Annotated in this window: 14 protein-coding genes; 3 read left to right on the top strand and 11 right to left on the bottom strand. The window is 41.2% G+C overall.

Translation table 11 applies throughout. The features are described 5' to 3' along the window. Positions 1-75: 75 nt before the first annotated feature. Together LF817_RS05195 and LF817_RS05190 are read right to left on the bottom strand one after the other, a co-directional pair. Positions 76-639 carry an SLOG family protein gene (locus LF817_RS05195; RefSeq protein WP_253934714.1) on the bottom strand — a complete coding sequence of 188 codons (564 nt, stop codon included), beginning with the start codon at positions 637-639 and terminating at the stop codon, positions 76-78. 82 nt (positions 640-721) lie between these two features. Continuing rightward, positions 722-1,123 (bottom strand): cytidine deaminase, encoded by a 402-nt coding sequence (locus LF817_RS05190; protein WP_253934713.1) that lies wholly within the window; start codon positions 1,121-1,123, stop codon positions 722-724. Positions 1,124-1,310: 187 nt separating this feature from the next. Between LF817_RS05190 and LF817_RS05185 the strand changes: the two genes are divergently transcribed. Continuing rightward, positions 1,311-4,379: an efflux RND transporter permease subunit gene (locus LF817_RS05185; RefSeq protein WP_253934712.1), complete on the top strand. Its 3,069-nt coding sequence runs from the start codon at positions 1,311-1,313 to the stop codon at positions 4,377-4,379. A gap of 316 nt (positions 4,380-4,695) precedes the next feature. Here LF817_RS05185 and LF817_RS05180 read toward each other — a convergent pair whose 3' ends face one another. Both LF817_RS05180 and LF817_RS05175 read right to left on the bottom strand, forming a co-directional pair. Then, positions 4,696-5,064, bottom strand: a complete 369-nt coding sequence (locus LF817_RS05180) for a YppE family protein (RefSeq protein WP_253934711.1) — start codon at positions 5,062-5,064, stop codon at positions 4,696-4,698. 60 nt (positions 5,065-5,124) lie between these two features. Beyond that, on the bottom strand, positions 5,125-5,391 hold the full coding sequence (locus tag LF817_RS05175; RefSeq protein ID WP_253934710.1) for a hypothetical protein: 267 nt from the start codon (positions 5,389-5,391) through the stop codon (positions 5,125-5,127). 510 nt (positions 5,392-5,901) lie between these two features. On the opposite strand from LF817_RS05175, the gene recU reads away from it, so the two are divergent. Further along, positions 5,902-6,486: a Holliday junction resolvase RecU gene (gene recU, locus LF817_RS05170; protein WP_253934709.1), complete on the top strand. Its 585-nt coding sequence runs from the start codon at positions 5,902-5,904 to the stop codon at positions 6,484-6,486. Positions 6,487-6,502: 16 nt separating this feature from the next. After that, the gene (locus LF817_RS05165) at positions 6,503-9,220 is read left to right on the top strand and encodes a PBP1A family penicillin-binding protein (protein ID WP_253934708.1); all 2,718 of its coding nucleotides are present in this window, start codon (positions 6,503-6,505) and stop codon (positions 9,218-9,220) included. Positions 9,221-9,255: 35 nt separating this feature from the next. On the opposite strand, the gene nth is transcribed toward LF817_RS05165, so the two are convergent. From nth to dinG, 7 genes are all read right to left on the bottom strand, one after another. Further along, positions 9,256-9,915, bottom strand: a complete 660-nt coding sequence (gene nth, locus LF817_RS05160) for an endonuclease III (RefSeq protein ID WP_253934707.1) — start codon at positions 9,913-9,915, stop codon at positions 9,256-9,258. Between the two features lie 14 nt (positions 9,916-9,929). Next, positions 9,930-10,586 (bottom strand): DnaD domain-containing protein, encoded by a 657-nt coding sequence (locus LF817_RS05155; RefSeq protein ID WP_253934706.1) that lies wholly within the window; start codon positions 10,584-10,586, stop codon positions 9,930-9,932. A 114-nt stretch (positions 10,587-10,700) separates the two neighbouring features. After that, complete coding sequence (asnS, locus tag LF817_RS05150; protein ID WP_253934705.1) at positions 10,701-11,993, bottom strand: asparagine--tRNA ligase; 1,293 nt, start codon at positions 11,991-11,993, stop codon at positions 10,701-10,703. A gap of 22 nt (positions 11,994-12,015) precedes the next feature. Continuing rightward, positions 12,016-13,200 carry a pyridoxal phosphate-dependent aminotransferase gene (locus LF817_RS05145; protein WP_253934704.1) on the bottom strand — a complete coding sequence of 395 codons (1,185 nt, stop codon included), beginning with the start codon at positions 13,198-13,200 and terminating at the stop codon, positions 12,016-12,018. Positions 13,201-13,221: 21 nt separating this feature from the next. Next, the gene (locus tag LF817_RS05140; RefSeq protein WP_253934703.1) at positions 13,222-13,752 is read right to left on the bottom strand and encodes a cell wall elongation regulator TseB-like domain-containing protein; all 531 of its coding nucleotides are present in this window, start codon (positions 13,750-13,752) and stop codon (positions 13,222-13,224) included. Beyond that, positions 13,706-13,876, bottom strand: coding sequence for a YpmA family protein (locus tag LF817_RS05135; protein ID WP_253934702.1), 171 nt, complete (start codon positions 13,874-13,876; stop codon positions 13,706-13,708). Before LF817_RS05135 ends, LF817_RS05140 begins: the two co-directional genes overlap by 47 nt. A gap of 96 nt (positions 13,877-13,972) precedes the next feature. Further along, a complete protein-coding gene (dinG, locus tag LF817_RS05130; protein ID WP_253934701.1) occupies positions 13,973-16,768 on the bottom strand; it encodes an ATP-dependent DNA helicase DinG in 2,796 nt (931 codons plus the stop codon). Positions 16,769-16,776 lie beyond the last annotated feature (8 nt).

Below are 16,776 nucleotides of genomic sequence, written 5' to 3'. Positions count from 1 at the left end.
TCACCTCTGTTCAGCACATTACCTATATTTTTTCAAATCATTGCGAGAATGTCAATTTTTCTCCTAGTAAATTTTTCATTGATTCCAAAAATCAGGGTCTGACATACGTATTTCTTCAGCGGTTTCTTCCAAGTCAAACGGGGTGATATAAAGTATTGGATAATCATGATGCTCCCTATAGGATTCAACTAATTTCAAAAAGTATTTCGGGGAGCCGTCCGTCTCTTCATCATATAATAGTAAACACCCTTCCGAATGTTCGACTAAGAATTGATCTTTTGCCCTGAATTGAAAAGGACCTTCATACTCTTTATCATAAATCGGCTTATAAAAGTCGGCTTGCTCACAGAGCATTTCATAGGAGTGCTGCAACATTTCCGGCCATCTGGTCTGTTGATTTATGAATGGAGGAAGAATGCCCAATTTAATGTCGTACTCTTCTTTTAAATCCAATACCACTTCCCCCGTCCATAACTCGACACCCATTTGGCCAGAAATAAGGACCCATTCTAAACCTTCATCAATAAAAGATATCAATCTTTTCTTTAATGCGGATTTTATAATATGTACCTTTGGGTCATCTTCTTTAAATATTCCTAACTCCATGGGTTTGTATCCTGAAACAACCATCGTTTTCATCTCTATCACACTCCACCCTTATTATATGGGATATATGGAAATAAATAATAAAAAACTACCTGAAGCAGGTAGTTTTTTATTATTACTCTTTGTTTAAATCATCCGGTGAGAACGAAAAAGGCAGAAGCTCGTCCATTGACACAGTTTTAACCGAATCTTTTAAATTTGTAAGGTGGATCTGCAGACCTGAATGAAAAAATTCACTCATCACCTGACGGCAGGAGCCGCATGGGGGCACCGGTCTTTCGGTATCCGCAACAACTGCCAGCTCCTGAAATTCATGGTGGCCTTCAGAAATCGCTTTAAAGATAGCCACCCTTTCGGCACAGCAAGTTACAGGGTATGCCGCATTTTCAATATTACACCCTGTATAAAGACTTCCGTCTTTTGTAAGTAATGCGGCGCCAACTTTAAACTTAGAATAAGGAGTATAAGCTTCGTTTCTAATTCGTTTAGCTTCTTCAATTAATTTTTGTCTATTCATTTTCATCCTCCCCCTATGACTGGGAAGATTATTATAAAAGAATCCAGACCAAATGTAAAGCGGTTTCATCGATAATGGTCAGCACATTGGAGAACATTATTTTTGACACAAGTGTCAGAAATAAGTTTATACTGTATTCATAAAGGTATAGAATCTTAAAAATTATTTACTGGAGGTGCTTTATGCAATGAAAAAATTAATTGAATACAGAAAAATGGTATGGGTGCTCGTCGCCATTCTCATTTTCACAGGGATATTTACATATGTTCAACTCCCTAAAAGAGAGATACCAGAAATCAATGTGAATGTAGCATCGATATCAACAGCTTTCCCTGGAGCGAATCCTGAAGAAGTTGAACGAGCAGTAACAAACCCACTTGAAGAAGAATTGCTTTCATTAGACGGAATCGAGGAACTGACTTCTTCTTCCACGACCGGTTTCGGTACGGTCACGGCTACTCTTGGAAGTAATGTAGATACAGATAAGATCAATGGAGAAATTCAGCAAGTGATCACTGATGTTTCCCGTGGTTTCCCAGATCAAGTAGAGGAACCCACCCTCAACACAGACCTCTCCACTTCTGCCGTAGCTTCCTATCACATTCTAGCGGAGCAGCAGGAGGATTTGACGGATTTAAGGTCTACACTCGATGAATGGGAGGAACAGCTTACATCCATTGCAGGAGTGGATTCACTTCTTATCAAAGGGCTGCCTGAGCAGCAAGTGACATTCAATCTGGATAATGATGCATTGGAAGAGAATCAAATCGCTGCTCCGCAGGTTATAGAGTCCATTAATGCGGAATTGTCTCCGGCCGCTATTGGAACAGAACAAAGGGACTCGACAATTTACCAATTATCATTTGAGAAATACAGTGACCTGGATCAATTGGAAGAGATCGCTGTATCCACGGATGAAGATGGTAATCCTGTAACGATCAGTGATTTAGGTGAAGTAACATTGGAAGAGCAGGAAGTAAGTGATGACATTTCTTACGAAGGTAAAAATGCATTATCACTTACCGTACTTGCTGAGAAAGGCGTAAACATATCTTCTCTACAAGAAAATATTACAGAAGAACTATCTTCCCTTGAATCAGAGCTGCCCTCAAATATTACTGTAGAACAATTTTATACTCAAAGTACAGTTATTGAAGAGGTATACTCTAATCTCATTTCTTCCTTTGTGATATCGCTGCTAGCAGTTGTAGTAATCATGATTCTGGGGCTGCCGCTTTCATCAGCCATTCTCGTCGCATTCGCCATCCCTATTTCTATTATTATAGGTCTTATCCCTCTTCCATATATCGGAGTGGATTTGAATCAAATTTCAGTTATAGGGATCATTATAGCTATAGGGATTTTAGTCGATGATGCCATTGTAATTAACGACAACATCCAAAGAAGGTTTCAGCTTGGAGACCGCCCGCTCGAAGGGACGATCAATGGGGTGATGGAGGTGAGGAAATCCATCATAACTTCGACCCTGATGATCATATTCAGCTTCTTCCCTCTTACGTTTATATCAGGGACGAATGGTGAATTCATACGAGCGCTGCCTAGCGTGCTTATTTTTACAGTTATTGCTTCTACCTTTATTTCGCTGACATTGATTCCAACGGTACAATACACCCGGAAAGTGAGTAAAAAGAATAAAAATAAACCAAAAACAGGTTTATTAGGAAACCTTTTTGACGGAATGGAAAAAGGTTATGCCGACCGAGTGCTTCCCGCTGTTACTAAAAAGCCGATCAGAACGGGAGTGATCGGGCTTGTCGCCTGTATCCTTTTATCCCTGCTTGTTTTAAGAATTCCCTTTGAATTCTTTCCAGCCGCTGACCGTCCGGAAGTAACAATATCAGTAGAATTCCCACAAGGAACGACACTCGAAGATTCAAAAGAAGAATTAGAAAATATGGAGCAATTCATCCTGGATAACGAAGACTCCGTTACCGAGACGGCTGTCTATGCAGGGGAAGGTCTTCCTAACTTATTCAGCCAATCCTTATCCCAAGCCGGAGATAATACCGGTCAGCTGCTCGTTCGTATCGATCGTGAGGTTACGAGTGCCACAGAGTTCATCAGTGAGTGGGAGGAACCAATAAGAGAAGAGTATGCAGGAGCAGAAATCTTTCTTGATACAATCGTGTCCGGTCCCCCGCCTTCTCCACCTGTAGAACTGAAGCTGCAAGGTCCGGACATTGAAGAATTGGCCAATCAAGCAGAACAAGCCAAATCTCAATTCGAAGAACTATCTGAAACGGAAATTGTTACGTTGGATATCGGTACGTTACAGCCCATCGTCAACTACATCCCGGACCGGGAACTGTTGGCTGAAAACGAAATATCCGTTGACACGGTTACTTCTCAGCTTCAAATAGCTAATACAGGCGTACCACTTGGAACTTTTGATGATGGTCAAGAGCGCCTTCCTGTCAGAATCATTGTCGATGATGGTGAACAAGACGGGATTAACTTAAGTGAGCTTAGCGTTACAAGTTCCAATGGAGGTAATAACGGCCCTCCTGAAATACTCCAGTTGGACGAGGTAATTGATAGAGAAGAATCTGAACAAATTGGAACTATTCCGCATTTAGATGGAGAACGGACTATTACTCTTGAAGCGTATCCTAAAGAAGGAGAGGAAGAGAACTTCACTCCAAAAGGTGAAGAACTGCGAGAGTCCATCTCTGAAGAGCTTCCTCAGGGTTACACTGTGATTGAAACGGGTCAGTCCGACGCACAGTCCGAATTTTTTGTTGAAGTTTCTAAACTATTTGTTATCGTACTATTTTTGATTTACATTACGATTGCACTGCAATTTAATTCACTTACGATGCCGTTACTCATTACAAGCTCTGTATTCATTGCCATTACAGGGGCGATCATCGGCTTGTTTATTTCAAGAGAACCACTCAGCTTCCTTGCTGTACTGGGGATTGTATCTCTTTCCGGTGTCGTCGTAAGAAACTCTGTCATTCTTATCGAATTTATTGAACAAAACAAGCAGAATTACTCATCTACAGTTGAGAGTGTGATTGAAGCAGGCCGTGCAAGAATACGTCCTATCGTATTAACATCTCTAACTTCAATCGCAGCTTTGACGCCAATCATATTTACAGGGGATGTATTATTCAGACCTCTTGCTGTATCTATTGTATTCGGCCTCATGTTCTCTTCCCTGCTGACCTTGATTCTCGTACCCGTATTTTATATTATCCTGGATCGGATCAGGTCCAAATGGGCTGATAACTGATCTAGAAAGCCCACCCTTAAGTTAGAGTGGGCTTTCTTCTGTCTATTTAAAAGTGGTGCAAGGTGCGAAACCTACACTCCAGACCATCATCCCTTTGGTTTGACTTGAGGTGGGTTTAGAGGTCCTGTCTTCTAGTAATTAAAGATTACATTCTTAATAAAAGCTAAAGTCCATGTGAGATCTCAAGGTGATAACTAAACAATCTGTAGGAAGAAGGTGGACAAAACTTTACCTATATGAAAAAAATGCGAGGCATCAAATTTGAAAATTGATGCCTCGCATTTTTTATTTCCAGCGCCAGATCATATTTTTATACTTATAACCCAGCCTCTTTCTTCTTTATATCATCTAAGATCATATCGAGAACATAGTGGGAAGATTGATGTAATTCTTTAAAGCGCTTCTTTTCAACATCCAAATAATAACTATGCAATACAAGCATTTCGATATTTTCATGGGTGGACTTCACTTGGTTTGGGTGGACGCTTACTCCTCTATTTTTGACGAATTGCTCTGCCTCATCAAGCCAATCGTTAGCCAAAGAGAACATAGGAGCCGTCTCCGCCTTCACTTTTTCAAAAAAATTATGATCTTTTTTATCAATGGGCCCTTCTGTTATTAAATATGTTTCCATTCGCTCATCTATTAATTCTTTCAAGTTCATTGTTAATGATTTTATGGACATTTCGGACACACCTTTTTTACCAACCTTACCATTAGACTAAGGAAGCAGGCAAACAAATCGTCATCCAGCTGACTTTTTACGAGAAGATAAAGCGAAGTGTCCTCCACTCTCTCTTTTCTTCTCTCTCTTCACTTCTTTCAATTGCTCTCTAAGCTTAATTACTTCATCTTTTAATTGGTCGATTTCTTTCCGGTGGGAAACTGCCATAGTAAAAACGATCTCATCCGCTTTTAAAGATAACCGCTTATCCAGCAAAGCGAACTTTTCCTTCAACTGGACGAGCTGCTTTTCATAAGTGGCTTTTGCGATAGAATCGTCTCTATTCATAGTCATCGCCTCCTAATATATTGCTGCTTGTAAAACAAATTCTATATACACTGAATAACTCCTTTAAGGATGACAAAACTAGAAGTAATGCAACAAAGAAAGACACCACCGATTGATTTGTGAAAAAGGAGGCGTGTGTAATGGCTAAAAATAAAAAATCTCCAAAGCAACAAAAGCCCGAGCCGGCAAAAACGGACAATCCTAAACTGACTGGAGAAAATAGACCTTCAACTTAAATAGAACAGAAACTTTAGAAAACGCTGCTTGTATTTATGAGCAGCGTTTTCTTAACATATACCCATAAATCGATCCTATCCCTCGAACTTTTTAGTTGTCGATCATACTATTTTAATTTTATTTGTCGTTACATGTCTTACGGCGTATAATAAAGTGAAACCTTTTCTGAACTTATTCGTTTATATATAGTGGGAGATTGTAGAATGAAATTTTTGTTATACCTGGAAGCTGTTTTTTGGTATGATACCCTCATGAAGATAGGAGGGAAAGATTGTGAATTACCCGAATGGTAAGAAATCTTCCAGTCAATCTCTTAGAAAAAAAGAAAAACCTGATTTTAGTAACAGGGGGATGACGCTCGAAGAAGATATAGCTGTTACGAACGAATATTATCGTATAGCCAATATAGCTAACATACACAAAAAACCAACACCCGTTCAAATAGTGGACGTCCATTATCCTAAACGAAGTGCAGCGGTAATTAAGGAAGCCTATTTTAAGCAAGCTTCCACAACAGATTTTAACGGAATTTATCGAGGAAGTTACATTGATTTTGAGGCAAAAGAAACGAAAAACAAGACGTCTTTTCCCCTAAGTAACATCCACCAACACCAAATCGACCATATGAAGGATTGTCATCATCACGGTGGAATTTGTTTTTTGATTATCAAATTCTCTTTGAGAGATGAAACTTATCTCCTGCCTGCTGAAAACCTCTTTCATTATTGGGAAGCTCAATTCTCAGGCGGGCGAAAGTCGATCTCTTATCTTGATATTAAATCAAAAGGTGAGGCTCTCCCCTTCCACTACCAAGCGAGAGTCGATTATATAAAGGTGTTAGATAAGCTCTATTTTTGAATGGAGGAATGACGACATGGCAAATGATAGTCAGTCGAGAACAGCAAGAAGAAATCAACTTAAAAATAAGGGAAATGGTAAGAAAAAACGTTTACCTCCCTTCAAAACAATATTCATGACATTGTTGACAATTGGAATCGTTCTTATGTTAGGTATAGGTGCATTATTTGCCTACTACATTGCACAGGCTCCAGCACTAGACGCTGAGAAATTATCAGACCCTTATGCTTCAAAAATCTACGATAAAGATGATAACTTAATAACCGACGTAGCAGGTGAAGAACGCCGCACGAGAGTTGAATACAACGATCTCCCTCCTCAGCTTGTAGACTCGGTTTTAGCTACGGAGGATGTACGCTTTTTTGATCATATCGGTATTGATCCCAGACGAATGGGAGCTGCCCTTCTGTCTAATGTAACCAACGGATTCGGTTCTGAAGGGGCTAGTACGATTACTCAGCAGGTCGTTAAACGATCATACTTAACGAGTGATAAAACATTAGAAAGAAAAGTACAAGAGCAATTTCTGGCCATAAAACTCGATCAGGAATATTCGAAAGAAGAAATCCTTGAAATGTACTTGAATAAAATATATTACGGTCAAGGTGCTTACGGAGTTTTAGAAGCTGCAGATACTTATTTTGGAAAAGAAGATCTCAATGAGCTTACGCTTGCAGAATCCGCACTTCTTGCCGGTATGCCGCAAAGGCCTTCAGCTTACGATCCTTCTGTAAATCCTGATCTGGCCCAACAGCGGATGAATACGGTTCTCAGCTTGATGGTACAGCATGAAAAAATCACGGAAGAAGAAGCTGAAGAAGCAAGACAAGTAAATGTTGAAGATATGCTAGCGGAACAGTCAGAAGATGAATCAACACCTTACCGCGCTTTCATTGATCAGGTAGAAGATGAAGTTGAAGAAAAAATGGGAGCAGATATTTATAATGACGGCCTGGATATTTATACAACTATTGAACCTGACGCTCAAGAGTACGTAGAACAGATGCTCAGTGAAGATAGTTCCATCGACTGGCCGGATGAAGACTTACAGACGGGGGTTGCCGTTACCGACACGGAAAGCGGTGCGATCCGGGCGATTGGCGGCGGCCGCAACTACGTTAAAGGCAACTTAAATTTTGCCGGAGATATTAAAAGACAGCCAGGATCGACATTTAAACCAATCACAGCCTACGGTCCCGCTATTGAGAATGAGAAATTATCAACATATCACCAGATCAATGACGAGAAAATAGAAATAGAACAACCCGATGGAGTCTACTCCCCTAATAACTATGATAACGAGTTCAGAGGCTGGGTGAGTATGCGTGAGGCATTAAGTAAATCCCTCAACATTCCTGCCGTAAAAATGCTGGAAGAGACGGGTACGGATAACGCTGAAGAATTCGTTGAAGGGCTTGGGTTCGAAATTGCGGGCAATGGTAACCTGTATCTATCCGACGCTATTGGGGGCGGTGTACTAACCAACCCTCTTGAAATGAGTGGAGCTTATGCAGCGTTCGGTAATGGAGGTACGTATACGGAGCCTTATACCGTGCGGAAAGTAGAATCAACTGAAGGCGGCTCTACTGATTTGACTCCTGATTCAAGCACTGCCATGAGTGATTCTACAGCTTATATGATTACATCTATGTTAGAAACAGTTATGACTGATGGAACCGGTACTGGAGCGAATGTATCCGGTTTAACTGAAGCAGGAAAGACAGGAACGACAAACAGAGAGATTGAGGACGAAAATGGGAATGTAGAATCCATCGTTCCTGATGTTTGGTTCAGTGGATATACTACAGATTATTCAGTGTCCATATGGACAGGTTATGGAGATAATAACAAAAACTTATCCAACAATACGCAGCAAATCCCTCGTCAAATGTTTAAATCGGTGATGGGGCATATCTCAGAAGGAAAAGAAACTGCTGATTTCAGTAAACCGGGTTCAGTGGAATGGGTAGATATTGAAGATGGTTCCCGTCCTCCTGAACTTCCAAGCAGCAATACCCCGGAAAGCCAAATCGTATCAGAGTTATTTCATGTAGATAACCAGCCTACCGAAACTTCGGAACAGTTCGAAAAACTTGATTCGGTTGAAGGATTATCCGCAGATTACAATGAAGATACGGAAGCCATCGACCTATCGTGGGATCATAATGAGGACGATGTTACATTCGATATAACCGTTTCTACAAACGGTGAGTCCGCACGCGATCTTACGACAACTGAAAGCAGAAGTATGGAAATATCACAAATACAGCCGGGCTCCACTTATGAATTTACAGTAGTTGCTGTAGATAACAGCGGCGAGGCTGAAAGTAGTGATCCATCCACCACTAGTGTACAAGTGCCAGGCGGTGAAGAAGAAGCTCCTGAAGAAGAACAAGAAGATGAAATTGAGGAAGAAACTGACGAAGAAACTGAAGAAGGACCAGAACAAGAACCTGAAGAAGAGACAGGAAATGAAGAAGAAGAGACACCGCCTGAAAGTGATGGAGATAATAATGGCGGAGAAAATGAAGATAGTAACGACGGAGATGCAGGAAACGATACTGGCGATGAAGGCGGAGATACGGAAACAGAAACTGAAGAAGCTCCACCTGAAGAAGATGAAGACGGAACGACAGAAGAAGAAAACAGTGAAGATGCCTCCGGAGATGATCAGTCTTACGACAGTGCTGAACAAGAAGGTGAAAGTGAAGAACCTTCTTCAGAAGAACAATAAAAAAATTCAGAACTCCTGTGGAGTTCTGAATTTTTTTATGCCATTTTTTCTTCTTTACGTTTTCTTTTTTGACCTTCTCTGCATAAAAAAAGTAATGGGCAATCAGGGCAATTGGGGTTTTTCGCTTTACAGTGATACCTTCCGAAAAAAATCATTCGGTGATGAGTGTCACTCCACTCGTCTTCAGGTATTTTTTTCATAAGCGTACGTTCTACTTCTTTTACAGAATCTTTATACCGGCACAATCCTAACCTTTTAGAAACTCGCTCAACGTGAGTATCTACAGCAATCGCCGGTTGATTAAAAGCAACAGAAGCAACGACATTAGCTGTTTTCCTGCCTACCCCTGCTAAACTTTCGAGTTCTTCTTTCGTCTCAGGTACTTTTCCATCGAACCTGTCGATCATTGTTCTGCATAATTTTTGAATATTCTTTGCTTTACTTCGATATAATCCGATTCTTCTAATATCCTGTTCCAGCTCTTCAAGCGGCACATCCATGTAATCTTCAGGTGTTTTGTATTTTTCAAACAAACCCGGTGTTACTTTGTTTACGAGAGCATCCGTTGCTTGAGCGGAGAGAACTACCGCTATCAGTAATTCGAAGGGATTCTTATGAGTCAATTCGCATTCTGCATCAGGGTACATTTCCCAAAACGTATCTAAACAATATCTAACTTGCGTTTTATTCAGCATTCATACAACCTCATTTAATCTTCTTCAAGCCAATTATAGTATAAAGATACATCACGTTTCGTTCTCGGCTTATCAGAATTATTTTTCGATTGACCTTGCCTGAATTTCTTTCCGTGCTGTCTTGCCTGATCAACCGTCTGAATTCCTTTTTTCTTCCATTCCCTTAAAATTCGGTCAATATATTTGAAATTGAGCTTCCCCATGAGTACAGCTTCTCGCAGAGCTGCTTTGATCAGAGCTGGTTCCTGTTCTTCTTGATCAAGCCATATATTAATGTTCTCTATTTCAAATGGTGACAGCGGCCGGCCGAATTCTTGTTCAAAAAGGGGAAACAAGTTATCCACTTGTTCTGGCGGCTGTTTTTTTGTGACAGGCGCGCGGAACAATTTAGCCCATAAAGGCTCTAAAGAGTAGCACTCATTGCCCACCCTCTGTTCCTGATCCTTTTGTTCAATTTTCAAAAGCTGTTTTTGTAATAAACTTCTTAGTATCTTAGAGCATTCTTCCTCAGAAAATGAAGTTCGCTCTGAAATTTCATCAGGTGTAGGAAACGTGTTCCCTTCTGAATTAAATTGGAACAGCTGCAGAATAGTCACTAATTCTTTTTCTGCTATCCCCAAGCTTCGATACCCAGTAATCAATGTTTTAGGAATGGATATCTGTCCTTCCATGATTGTTTGAAACTTTTGATAGTCAGCGATAATGATCACCTCATTCTTGGTTGTTAAATAAGGAAAACACCGATAAAAATTGGAATCGGTGTTTTCCCTCTAGCTATCAAATGATTATGGATATAAGCGGTTTAACAGCCTTGGGAAAGGAATAGTTTCGCGTACATGCTCTACTCCAGAGAGCCAGGCAACCGTTCGTTCTAAACCTAGCCCAAAACCTGAGTGAGGGACGCTGCCATATTCACGCAGCTGCAGGTACCACTGATAGGCATCTCCAGTCAAACCATGCTCCTCGTATCTTTGGCGCATCAACTCAAGGTCATCGATACGTTGTGAACCTCCGATAATTTCTCCATACCCTTCTGGTGCTATTAAGTCAGCACAGAGCACGACCTCGGGGCGGTCAGGATCCGGTTTCATATAAAAAGCCTTGATTTCAGCCGGATAATTCGTAATGAATACAGGCTTATCATAGCTTTCTGCAATCGCCGTTTCATGAGGAGCACCAAAGTCTTCTCCCCACTCTATATCATCAAAGCCTTTCTCTTTCAAAAACGACACTGCATCATCATAGCTGATGCGAGGGAAAGGGGCTTTGATTTTTTCTAATACCGAAGTATCCCGTTCAAGTGCCTCTAAATCTAATCGGCAGTGATCTAAAACAGCTTGTACGACATGAGATACATATTGCTCTTGAACTTCCAAACTGTCTTCATGATTCATGAATGCCATTTCCGGCTCAATCATCCAGAACTCAATCAAATGACGTCGGGTTTTGGATTTCTCGGCTCGAAATGTTGGGCCGAAGCTGAATACTTTCCCAAAAGCCATAGCAGCCGCTTCCATATAAAGCTGGCCGCTTTGAGACAAGTATGCATCTTCATCGAAATACTTCGTATGGAAAAGCTCGGTAGAACCTTCTGCAGAAGAGCCAGTTAATATTGGCGGATCAATTTTCACATAACCATTCACGTTGAAAAACTCGTAGGTTGCACGTATGATTTCATTTCTAATTTTCATTACTGCATGTTGTTTTCTTGAACGCAGCCATAAGTGACGATGGTCCATCAGGAATTCTGTTCCGTGTTCTTTCGGTGTAATCGGATAGTCCTTTGCTTCCTGTATGATTTCAAATCCGCTTACCTGCATCTCGTATCCAAAGGAAGACCGAGTGTCTTCGACGATCACACCTGTTACATACAAAGATGATTCCTGGGTAAGAGCTTTTGCTTCCTGAAACTTTTCATCGCCCAATTCTGCTTTTACAGCTACTCCCTGCATGAATCCTGTACCGTCTCGTAATTGTAGAAAAGCGATCTTTCCGCTGGAACGCTTGTTCTGGAGCCAGGCTCCTATCGTTACTTCTTCTCCTACATGTTTAGATACTTCAGCAATCGTTGTCTTCAATGTTTCTACCTCCAACTTAACGTTAAGATTGATGTTTTTCGATAAAACGTTTGATCCGCTTCGATGCTTCTTCTAATTGATCTAAAGACGTGGCATACGAAAGACGCACATTATCAGGAGAACCAAATCCTGAACCCGGAACTAGAGCCACTTTTTCTTCATCCAATAAAGCTGTGACAAAGCCATCTACTTCGTCGAATCCACAAGACGATGAGGCTTCTTTCACGTTCGGGAAAAGATAAAAAGCACCCTTAGGTTTTTCACAATAAACACCAGGGATATCCACTAACCAGCCATGCAGCTGATTTAAGCGGTCTTTAAAAGCGTTTCTCATTTCTTCCACCTGTTCATTAGAGCCCTCATAGGCAGCCAGGGCTCCGTATTGGGCGATGGACGTAGGATTCGAAGTAGAATGGGACGCCATGTTCGTCATAGCTTTAATAATATCCCTTCTCCCTAGTGCATAACCGATTCTCCAGCCTGTCATTGAGTGGGATTTGGAAACACCATTGATAACGACGGTCTGCTCATAAAGTTCATCAGAGAGCTGTGCAATTGAAACATGGGGTTCACTCGTGTAAATCAGCTTCTCATAAATTTCATCAGAAACGATTAACAGATCGTGTTCGACACAGACTTCACCTATTGCCTGCAGTTCCTCTTTAGAGTACATCATCCCTGTCGGATTGCTTGGCGAATTAATAATAACCGCTTTTGTCTTTTCCGTAATGGACTGCTTCAGCTTCTCCGGTGTTAATTTGAATTGCTGCTCTTCCTCAGTTTCAACAATGATCGGACGGCCTTCAGCCAGTTTGATTTGCTCAGGGTAACTCACCCAGTATGGAGCAGGTACGATGACTTCATCGTCTTTGTTCAGTAAAACCTGAAACAGGGTAAAGAGTGCATGTTTTGCTCCGGTCGTCACAATTACCTGGTCTTGACCGTAAGACAACCCTTGATCTCTGTCCATTTTACGAATAATCGCTTGTTTCAAATCTGGAATACCTCCAGCAGGTGTGTACTTCGTCTGCCCTTCATCCATTGATCGTTTTGCAGCTTCAATTATGTGAGCGGGAGTATTAAAATCGGGTTCACCAGCTCCCAGGCCAATAACATCATGACCTTCCGCTTTTAATTCTTTCGCTTTTGCTGTGATTGCTAACGTACTTGATGGGGTTAGGGATTTTACTCGCTGTGCTAAATCCAATTTCGTCACTCCTTATCATGATTATGTTTGTCGAAAAGCGAATCGTTGAACTTCTTCACCATTCTCAACATCTAAGTATTCAAAAACATAGCGGCTGCTTTCATCTGTATACGTTACTTCCCATACCGGGCGGTTTTCTTCATAAGCCAATTGAACATCAATGAATTCACAGCCAGCACACTGAGCACCATTGGCTACGGCCGTGCTTTCACTAATCATATCTTCCTTCGGGATGCTCGTCATCTCCTCTTTTTCAGCAAGATTGATGAATACATAGGTCTCTACACCGTCGGAATTTTCTCCAAAAGCTATATAAACAGGGAATTCCCCATGATAGCGCGTCACCTCTTTTACATCGGTCAACAGCCCTTCTGATTCTGCAAAATCACTTGCTTCGGCAAATTGACTTGTCCTGCTGTCTTCTATATGGAGATACATCCAGGTCAACACACCTATAAATATGATTAGTAATACACCGAGGGTAACTAGAACCCACCGCACCCACTTAGGTACGGTAAATCGTGAAGACGGCTGTGTCTCGATCATCTTCATCTAAAGCCATTCCAAACATTAAGTTTTCTTCCTTCAGCGTACGGTTCAAAGTATCTACAATTTTATAAAGATCGTCTGTTTTCTGAACCCTTACGGTAGAAAGAGTTTCAATTTTATTTGCCATTGCACATTTCTCCCAACTATTGATTTGGCTCCTACTCGGTAAATACTTGTATTATTATAACAGGAATGAAAAGAAATTTAATCCTTCACTTTGCTTTTACAGCCAATCTTCCATTTGTTTTATCAATTTATTCGTCGATTCATGTGTGACAGGTATATCCGGTATCGACGAGAGGAAATATTTACCGTAGCTGGATTCAATGATCCGCTGATCACATATAAACACTATACCACGATCTGTACTTGAACGTATGAGACGGCCGAACCCCTGCCTGAAACGGATAATTGCTTCAGGTAGAGAGTATTCCATGAACGGATTTTTCCCTAGCTGTCTTACTAATTGCTCCCTCTTAGCCTGCACAGGCTGTCCAGGCGGCTGAAACGGCAGCCTTACGATGACCAGACAAGATAAATCATCTCCGGGAATATCTACCCCTTCCCAGAAAGAGCTTGTTCCAAGGAGAATCGACTGGTCAAATGCCTGGAAGTTCTTTTTTAACCGGTCCCTGCTGCCGCTTGAGACTCCTTGACCAAATATCATATACTCTTCAGGGTTAATCAATTCCTTCAGTAGATAGTAAGTTTTCTTCAGCATATCGTAAGAAGTGAATAAAACGAGCATCCTGCCTTTTGTGATATGGGCCATTGAGTAAATAGCCTCACTGACTGAATAAATAAATTCCTCCTGGTTATCTCTCACATTAGGAAAATCATTCGGTACCATTAACTTTACATTTTGATCAAAAGAATAGGGTGATGGAATGTTCTCTTCGATCAGTCTGTTATCGTTTGTGATACCGAGCGAGCCCTTTATAAAATTAAAAGAACGATTCGTAGTCAAGGTGGCGCTTGTAACGATCACACTTTGTTTGCTTGAAAATAAACGCTCTCTCAGTATCTGATTCAATTGGACAGGTTCGCTGAACATGTATAAGGAATGATTAGGTCCTTCCCCCTCGATTTCAATCCACTTCGCTTCGTTCTCATTTGCTTCTAATGGACTAAAATAAGAATGCAGCTGATTTTCAATTTTTTCACAAATCATGATGGAGTGATCTAAACGATTCAAAAGAATCGCAGGATCTTGACTGCTGGAACTTCTGGCATCTGGCAGGAGCTGGTCCTTCATCGATAGCATCAACCTTTTGATAGATGAAATGTTAGAAAGAAATCGATTTGTCATTTCTTCTGCTGTTTCTAGGAGGCGCTTATCTTTTTCATCTTCTAAAGAATACTGGATTCTTCCTATGTCACTTTTTGATTTGCCGGCCTGACGGCTTTTTCTTATTCCCTGGTAAAGGTATCTCATCAATTGATTCAACTCATCTTTAGCTTTATCAATTGCTTGACGATGACGATCGAGCAGCTGCTTGAAAGCCGTCCTGCCCTCTTTGAAATATCTTTCAGAGAACTGTTCGCCCATTTGAGAAAGCTGTCTTTGCAGTTCCTTATAATTCAAACGAATTCCGAAATATCGACTGGCCACAGACTCTAACTGGTGCCCTTCATCAATGATGATTTTGTCGTAAGGCGGAAGGCGTTTTTCTGAACTAATCAGATCTAAACAAAGCATGGAATGATTCGTAATGATAATGTTTGCTTGAGATGCCTTCTTCTCCGCCCATTCAAAATAAGATGATTCAGATTTCAGTTGTACGGCTTTTTTGGACTGTTCTGCTGAAACCTTGTGCCAAAATTGCTGCCCATTAGAAGGGAGCTGGATTTCGTCTATATCACCTGTCGTCGTCTGTGTAAGCCAAACAAGAATCATTGATTTGGCCAAAGCTTCATCGTAATTATCATGTACAGAATTTTCCAGCTCAAAACTGAAATGAACGAGTGAAATGTAGTGACTGCGTCCCTTGAACAACTCAGCCTTCACCGGTTGACCTAAAGCCTCGGCAATTTTAGGTATCTCATCGTTGAGCAATTGATTCTGCAGGGAAGTCGTATGTGTCGATACCACTATTCTCTGCTGGTTTTTGATCGAGTAGTACAAGGCAGAAACCAAGTATGCCAGCGACTTTCCAGTTCCTGCTCCCGCTTCAAGCAGAGCATGGCGTCCTTCTGTCAATGATTGATGGACGAGATCGGACATTTTCCGTTGGCCTTCTCTTTGTTCAAAACCGAGTATGGAGCGCTTTAGTCCGTCCTCCCCCTCGTACAGATTTTCCAGCCACTCCTCATAATTCTCTGGTATTTCAAAACCGTCGGAATGGGCGGAAGATAATTTTCTAACAGCAATTCCATGCCAAAGAGTGTACTCTTCCTCTTGATCTGCACGGTATCTCACTCGGTTTAAAGCTTCCTCGATAAACTCCCGAAAACCGCTCTTCAGCTTTGACGTGACTTTTAAAAGATGGGTAAGTGTCCGCTCCGGTAACTTGTAAAGCGAATCCAGTAGGTAGATGAGCAATTCGCCAGTCACTTGTGCGTCTGACAACGCACGGTGCGGACGATCATGACCAAAGTTAAGAGCCTCAGAAATCCTGCCCAATTTGAAGCTGGGAGATGTCGGTATCAGAACTCTGGCCAATTCTACTGTATCGATTATTTGATTATTTAAGGAGGAAAATCCACAAGCATTCAACTCTGCGTTTAAGAAGCCTAAATCGAATTCTATATTATGTGCAACTATGTATGCATTCTTAAATAACCCATAGACTTCCTCAGCTATTTCCGAAAACAGAGGAGCATGGGAAACGTCCTCATCGTCTATTCCTGTCAGAGATGTGATAAACGGAGGGATATCCCTTTCAGGGTAGACCAGACTGGAGAATTCCTTCACCACCCGACTATCTTTAAGCACTACTATACCTATTTCTATAATACGATCTTTTTTAGATGATGCGTTTCCGGTTGTTTCTAAATCTACTACGGCAAAAGTAGCCATGCCTTCCC

The organism is Halobacillus sp. A1, from assembly GCF_024189295.1.
Lineage (GTDB): Bacteria > Bacillota > Bacilli > Bacillales > Halobacillaceae > Halobacillus_A.
The sequence above is the reverse complement of the archived record's forward strand: the minus strand, read 5'-3'. Positions and strand labels throughout refer to the sequence as shown.